This window comes from Thiohalocapsa sp. (assembly GCF_019695415.1).
Taxonomy (GTDB): domain Bacteria; phylum Pseudomonadota; class Gammaproteobacteria; order Chromatiales; family Chromatiaceae; genus Thiohalocapsa.
The window spans coordinates 903-7,822 of sequence record NZ_JAIFKJ010000078.1; the positions used below are offsets into that span (position 1 = coordinate 903).

Genomic DNA, 6,920 nt, shown 5'->3' on the forward strand with positions numbered 1-6,920 from the left:
TGTGTTATAGGGCAAAGGAAACGGGGCGCAGAGCCCTGGGACACGGGGTCGGGTGCACGGACACGTCCCGACGCGCGGGACGGGCGCGAGAGAACACGAGACAACGTCGTCATCCACGAGATGGCACACAAGCTGGACCTCCGAGACGGTGCGGCCAACGGACGCCCGCCGCTGCATGCAGACATGGACGGCGGCGCCTGGGCTCGGCACATGCAGCGCGCCTACGACGACCTCAGCCGGCGCGCGGACGCCGCACCGGAGCTATCGGTGGTGGATCCCTACGGTGCCACCTCTCCCGCGGAGTTCTTCGCCGTGGTGAGCGAGCTCTTCTTCGAGCTGCCGCATCGGCTACGTGGCACCTACCCGGACGTCTACGCGGAGCTCACCCGCTTCTATCGCCAGGACCCCGCCCTGCGGCTGCGACCGACCCACGGCCGCGCCCTCAGCGGCCGGTGAGGGTGATGCGGTTCTCCTGATCGTCGATGGTCAGCTGATACCGCCCGAGCACGCTCATGCCCAGCAGACCTGCATTGCCGAGCTTGTCGTCATCGAGGAAGGCGACAGCCACGTTCATGACCCGCTGTGGCCCGAGCCAGACGGCGTCAAGTTGCCCGGTTAGGGCATCGGTGAGGCCGTTAGCGGTCTGCACTTGTCGCTGTTCGAGGGTGTCGGGATCGAGGCCAAGACTGTCGATGAGCGAGCTCGGCAGGACCACAGTGTCCGCGCCCGTATCGATGAGCAGCAGGCGAGCGAAACGGCGGCCATCGGCGCCCTCCAGCGCCACCCGCACCGAGTGCTGGCTGCCCTGGCGGACGGTGGGCAATTCGATGGGTGCGTCCGGAGGCGGCTCGCCGTCCACGGCCACCAGAGGCTCCGTCGGCGGTGCGCCCGGCTCTGCCGGCCCGAGCACGATCACCCGTTCCACGCCGCCGGTCCCGTCCTGCACAATGATGTGATCGAAGCCCTCCAGCAGCGTCCGCAGACGCCGCACTGGCTCCTCGCCCTCGGCACGACCGGCGCTCTCCGCCAAATGCTCCTCGCCGGTGATGGTAAAGCCGTAAATCGACGCGAGCCGCGCCAGCTCCGCGGTCAGGTCCACCTGCTGAGCGTCGGCGGCGCCCACGGGCAGCGCGGACGCAGCGAGCAGGCCGGTCAGCACCAGCCCGGGGACGAGCGGAAATCTCTGCATGAGGCACCTGATGAGGTCTCGGCGAACGCCGCCGCCGGCACGCCGGCCGCAGCCACGGCAGCACGGCCACATGGCCGCGTGAGCGCCCTTACGCGGACGCCACAGGCGAGCATACCAGCGGCCTGGCTGCGGTTGCCATGGGCTGTCTCCCGTGCTGTAGGGTCGTCCGGCCGTGGGCGCGGAGCGTTGGGATGCGGGTTCGCTCAACTGCCTAGCACCCTTATGTTCAATCGACACCCAGGATGTCTCCTAAATCCGCTGCCGCGAGCCGCTCGCGCACCCGGTGCAGGTGCCCCATCAGCGCCGGCTCCAGCTGTGCATAGGCGTCCGCGTCCGGCACCCGCTTCACCACCACACCGAGCAGCTCGGTGATGGCATTGCCGATGGAGTTCTGGCTGATGGTGACAAACAGCCGGCCGTCGTCGCCTCCCCTCCTATCCCCACGATAGATCAGTTGCTTGAAGGCGGGCTCCCAGCGGATGGCATTGGCGTATGCGGGCTCTTTGATGCAGCGCTCGCGGATCACCTTGGCAGTGCCCATGAAGGCGTCGTCGGCGAGCAGCACCCGCTCCACGGCGGCCGGGAAGTAGAGGTCCGGCAGCGGGTCCGCGTTGCGGCTGGAGACCTGACTGAAGAAGGTCCGGTAGAAGTCGAGAAAGCCCATGAGCAGGGCGTCGTACTCGTGCCAGAAGCGCATGTCGCTGAGCGCGGCGGCGCCGCCCGCGATCTCCCAGCACGGCAGCCCCTGTGGATAGCCCGTCAGCGCCAGCGCGGACTCTGTACCCCGCGCCGGCCGCAGAAGCTCCAGGTGCAGCGCGGTATCGAAAAAGGCGCGATAGACATCGCGCATGTGCGCCTGGAACAGGCTGTGCTGGCCGCCGTCGGTGAGGTTCGGGTTGCTCGGGTCCGCGGGCTCGGCGGCGCGCAGGTCCGCCATCGGGAAGACCATGAAGTGGTTGTGCAGCATGCGGATGCTGGGCACCCCGGGCGCCGTCAGCGGCCAGGTGGCATCCAGGCTGGCCTCGCCGGCGAGCACCAGAGCCTCGGCCGGGTCAGGCCAGTGCTCCAGCATGTAGCCGATGATGACGGCGTTCATGCGGTTCCAGACCCGGCGCACCCGCTCCGGCACCTGGGTGCGGCGCACCGGGCGGCCGAGCGGATTCAGGATCTCCCGCGCCGTGTTGTAGATGATGGAGCAGTCGAAGGTACCCGAGTGCCCAAGGGCCTTGCGGTACAGCAGCAGCTGCTCGGGATTGCTCAGCAGGCCGTTGTTGCCGACCAGGTCGTTCAGGTTCTCGGCGCTGTTGAAGAACTCGTTGGGGGCCATGCCCTCCGGCACGTCCAGCGGAATGGGCCGGAAGGGCGTGACGAGCTGGCGGGGGCCTGTCTGCATGGCGGGCTCCTTCTCGGTGGCGCTTTGGCGTCGGCGCCGCGCAGTGTAGCGCCCTGCACCGCATGACCCTACTCTGCTGGTCGTCTTTCCGCCCGACAGTCGCCCTGCGCCGCCGGCTGTGCTCATCGCCGGCGGCTTGGCCGGGACCAGCTGCCGTGCCGGGCCTTAGCGCACGACGTCAAGCCTGAGCGCGGACAGGCGCAAGCGGCCCACCGCGGCCGGCGCTATCCTGTTGCCCTGAACCCGCCCACGCGGCGACACTGCTGAGGCCACTAAGACGCCATGCTCATCACCTTCAAGACCCCCGTCTATGCCGACATCACCATGTTCGGCGACGTCGCCAAGGCACTGATCAAAATGATGGGCCACAGCGGCACCGTCCCCGGCGCCATCCTCGCCGAGGACGTGCCCAAGGCCCTGGAGAAGCTCCGGGACGCCGTTGCACGCAACCCCAACGCACCGCTCAACCCGGAGCGCAGGGATGACGACGATGAGGATGCCCGCCGGGAAAGCGTGAGCCTCGCCAAGCGTGCCCTGCCGCTCGTCGAGCTGCTGGAGGCGGCCGCGCGGGACGAGAAGAACGTGATGTGGGAGCAGAGCTGAGATCATCGGCCGGCGGCTCCGCTGACGGAGACCGCCGGCTGATGCAAAGTTGCCCCGGGGTTTGCGGCCTCGACCGCCGGCTTCAGTCAGCGGCGGCGGACTCTGCCTCCGCCGTCTGCGCCGGCTCCTGATTCACAGGCGACTCCGGGTCCAGCAGATAGGCCATGACGTCGGCGATTTGCTGCTGGGTCAGGGTCCCGTGGTGCCCGAAGCGCGGCATGGTCGTGCACGGGAAGAACAGGTTTGGGTTGTAGAGGATCTGATAGGTGTGCTTCAGCATCGCCTCGCTGGTGCCGCGCAGCCGGCCGTAGCCGGTGAGGCTCGGGCCCACGGTGCCGTAGGCGATCTCGTTGGGATCCAGCTGGTGGCAGGCGTAGCAGTTGCCGCCGGGGGTGCGGCTGTCGTGGTCGTCCACGCGGTGACCGATGCGATAGCCGAAGCCTGAGCGGGCGATCTCCTCGCCGCGCTGCCAGTCACCGAGCGCAACGCCGTCTTCCGGAAACTCGATGGTCTCGTCCGCCAGCGCGCTGATCTTGGCCGCCGTGGCCCGGTCCAGGTCCTTGCCGCTGCGCGCAATGGCAGAACAGACCTTTTGCGTGCGGTCCTGGGTCATGCGCTCCCTGGCGGTGCCGCCGTCCTGCGTCTCGGCGTCGAGGTCGAAACCGCCCGCCTCGAAGATCAGGTAGTCGGCGAGCTCTTCCGCGCTCATGGCGGTGTAGGCCGCCTCGGGCGCCGGCGGGGCGGCCGTGGCGGCGGCGGACAGGGCTAGCAGCGCTGCTGCTGCGGCGGCGGTGCATGCGGGTTGTGCGTGGGTCATAGCTGGGTCCTCCTGGCTGGTGGCGTTGCTCAACGCTTCTTGTCCGGCAGAATGGCGGGCTCGCCGCGGGCAGCGTCGGTCCAGTAGGACATGAGCGCAATGGCGGCATCGGAGCCGGGGATGCTTTGCGGCTGGCGCATCTGCCAGTAGCAGCCGCGGATGCGGTGGTGGCTGCTGCGCACCTGCTGATGGCCGACGCGGTAGGCGGGCCAGGAGATGGCCTTGGTCCACTCGTGCGGCTCGTTGATATTCGGCAGCACCGAGGCACGGATGCGCTTGCCGGTGTTGCTATGGCAGGTGGCGCAGCTGAAGTCCGAGGTCCCCGCGCGACGATAGAAGAGCACCTCGCCCGCATCGCGCATGGCCTGCTCCAGCGGGTGGTCCATGGGCGGATTCCAGGGAAGACCGCTGGAGCGGCTGGCGATGTAGGTCTGCAGCTTCATCATGTCCGAGTCGGAGCCGTGGCGCTGCTTCACCTCCGGATCTTCCGGCGAGAAACCCTGGATGCTGGTCATGCAGTAAGCCAGCCGGCTCTCCAAGTCCATCACGCGGCCGGTATCGTCGAAGAAGCGCGGCAGCTCAACGTAAACGCCTTCGACGACGCCCGGGCCTTTGCCGAGGTCGCAGGTCTCAAGCGATTTGTTGTTGGGTCCGCGTGCCTCCTCGAACAGCGCTTTGCCCTCCTCGGCGGTCCAGAGGGCCGCGTTGTCCGGCATCATCATGATGTTCTGCTCGCTCTGCGTCAGATACGCGGATTCGTTATTGTCGATGAGCTCCTGGAGCACGTCCTCCGGTGCGCGGAGATCGTCGGCGAGCGCGGAGGCAGACAGGACGACGGACAGGGGAATGTACAGGATGGCCGCCGGGGCGGCGGCGGTTGTGGTGGTCTTGATCACGGGCAGCTCTCCCTCCCTTCTCACGGTGGTGTCATCGTTGTGGTAAGTGCGCCATTGCGAGCACGGGCGGGCGCCCGCGCACGTCATGGCGGAACTCAGCGGGGACGGTAGATGCGGCCGATGGGCGGATTGGCGCTTCGGAAATCTGCTCCGAACCAGCGGGATTTCCCGATGCCTCGTGGCCCGGCGAAGGCCACTCCCTGCTCAACAAAATACGGCTGAGGCCGCGGCTCTGCGCCATGAGACTGGGGCAAGAGCGCAAACAGCCCCGAGAGCGAGGGCCTGATCGAGAGCCGACCATGCTGGACGACGCCGCACCGACGACGAACGCGTTGGAGACGAGGTGGCCCCACCGGGTATCCGCGCCCTGCCGACGCTGGCTGCCGGATGGCACAATCGGGTCCAGCACGACCCGACCAGCGCCAGCCCGTGGAGCTCACCCGTGTCCAACACGCCCAACACTTCAGACAACCCCGCAGACACCGTCGAGCGCCTCAGCGTCCGCAACGCCACACCCGCCGACGTTCCCGCCATCCGCGCCCTGTTCGAGCGCGCTTACGCCGGTGCCGGCATCGGCGGCTACACGTCGGCGATGATTCGCGGGCAGATCAACAAGTTTCCGGAGGGGCAGTTCGTCGCCGAGGCCGACGGCAAGCTCATCGGCTTCTGCTCCAGCTTCGTGGTTTCGGGCAAGGTGGCGCTGAAGCCGCATGACTGGACCTGGATCACCGGCGGCGGCTATGCGAGCCGGCACGACCCCAACGGCGACTACCTGTACGGCATGGAAGTCTGCGTGGACCCGGACTACCGGGGGCTTCGCATCGGTCAGCGCTTGTACGACGAGCGCAAGAAGCTGGCCCAGGCCTGGGCGCTCAAGGGCATCATCTACGGCGGGCGGCTGCCCACCCTGCGCGACGCCCTGACCCGCGCCGAGGACCCGTACCCTACCCCCGAGGCCTATGTGGAGGCCGTCGAGGCCGGCCGCGAGCACGACCCGGTGCTGACCTTTCAGCTCCGCAACGACTTCAAGGTCATCGGGCTGATGCCGGGCTACTGGACCGAGGACCAGCAGTCCATGGGCTATGGCGTGCACCTGCTCTGGCGCAATCCGCAGGTGTCGGATGAGATAGAGGAGGCTCGGCAGAAGCACTACGGCGGGCGGCTCATGGAGACCGTGCGCGTTGCCACCGTGCAGTACCAGCAGCGCCGCGTGAAGTCCTTCGACGAGTTCCTCGACATGGTGCGCTACTTCGTCGACGTGACCTCCGACTACCGCGCGGATTTCTGCGTCTTCCCGGAGCTGTTCTCCCTGCAGCTCCTGTCCATGGAGGACCAGGAGCTCTCCCCCGCCGAGGCCATCGAGGCGCTGACCCGCTGGACCGACCCCATCAAGGAGGCGCTCAGGGACATGGCCGTGCGCTACAACATCAACATCATCGGCGGCTCGCATCCCACCAAGATGCCGAACGGGCGGGTGGAGAATATCTGCTACGTGTGTCTGCGCGACGGCGAGGTACACGAGCAGCCCAAGATCCACCCGACGCCGAACGAGGTCTACTGGTGGAACATCGAGGGCGGCCACGAGCTCGCGGCCATCAACACCGACTGCGGCCCCATCGGCGTGCTCATCTGCTACGACGCCGAGTTCCCGGAGCTGGCTCGGCACTTAGCCGACCAGGGCGCGAATATCATCTTCGTGCCCTTCTGCACCGACGAGCGCCAGTCGTATCTGCGCGTGCGCTACTGCAGCCAGGCCCGGGCGGTGGAAAACCAGTGCTACGTGGTCATGTCCGGCAATTGCGGCAACCTGCCCAACGTCGCCAACATGGACATCCAGTATGCTCAGAGCTGCATCCTCACCCCCTGCGACTTCCCCTTCGCCCGCGACGGCATCGCCGCCGACACCAGCCCCAACGTCGAGACCGTCGCCTTCGCGGACCTTGGCCTCAAGGCCCTGCGCGAGGCCCGCTACGAGGGCACGGTGCAGAACCTGAAGGATCGGCGCCATGATCTCTACACCAC

At 67.6% G+C, this 6,920-nt stretch carries 7 protein-coding genes; 3 read left to right on the forward strand and 4 right to left on the reverse strand.

Annotation, left to right across the window (positions count from 1 at the left end):
* The first annotated feature begins 120 nt into the window (after nt 1–120).
* Nucleotides 121–456: a zinc-dependent peptidase gene (locus tag I6U14_RS01040; protein WP_296896157.1), complete on the forward strand. Its 336-nt coding sequence runs from the start codon at nt 121–123 to the stop codon at nt 454–456.
* Here I6U14_RS01040 and I6U14_RS01045 read toward each other — a convergent pair.
* Both I6U14_RS01045 and I6U14_RS01050 read right to left on the reverse strand, forming a co-directional pair.
* Nucleotides 443–1,189 carry a TIGR02281 family clan AA aspartic protease gene (locus tag I6U14_RS01045; RefSeq protein ID WP_296896158.1) on the reverse strand — a complete coding sequence of 249 codons (747 nt, stop codon included), beginning with the start codon at nt 1,187–1,189 and terminating at the stop codon, nt 443–445. The genes I6U14_RS01040 and I6U14_RS01045 overlap by 14 nt on opposite strands.
* Nucleotides 1,190–1,415: 226 nt before the next feature.
* Entirely contained in the window at nt 1,416–2,582 is a 1,167-nt protein-coding gene (locus I6U14_RS01050; RefSeq protein ID WP_296896159.1) for a hypothetical protein, read from the reverse strand.
* A 282-nt stretch (nt 2,583–2,864) separates the two neighbouring features.
* On the opposite strand from I6U14_RS01050, the gene I6U14_RS01055 reads away from it, so the two are divergent.
* Entirely contained in the window at nt 2,865–3,185 is a 321-nt protein-coding gene (locus I6U14_RS01055; RefSeq protein ID WP_296896160.1) for a DUF1840 domain-containing protein, read from the forward strand.
* A gap of 82 nt (nt 3,186–3,267) precedes the next feature.
* On the opposite strand, the gene soxX is transcribed toward I6U14_RS01055, so the two are convergent.
* Together soxX and soxA are read right to left on the reverse strand one after the other, a co-directional pair.
* Nucleotides 3,268–4,002, reverse strand: a complete 735-nt coding sequence (gene soxX / locus I6U14_RS01060; protein WP_296896161.1) for a sulfur oxidation c-type cytochrome SoxX — start codon at nt 4,000–4,002, stop codon at nt 3,268–3,270.
* Between the two features lie 29 nt (nt 4,003–4,031).
* Complete coding sequence (gene soxA / locus I6U14_RS01065; protein WP_296896163.1) at nt 4,032–4,898, reverse strand: sulfur oxidation c-type cytochrome SoxA; 867 nt, start codon at nt 4,896–4,898, stop codon at nt 4,032–4,034.
* 442 nt (nt 4,899–5,340) lie between these two features.
* On the opposite strand from soxA, the gene I6U14_RS01070 reads away from it, so the two are divergent.
* A partial coding sequence (locus tag I6U14_RS01070; protein WP_296896165.1) for a bifunctional GNAT family N-acetyltransferase/carbon-nitrogen hydrolase family protein occupies nt 5,341–6,920 on the forward strand: 1,580 nt, incomplete at its 3' end.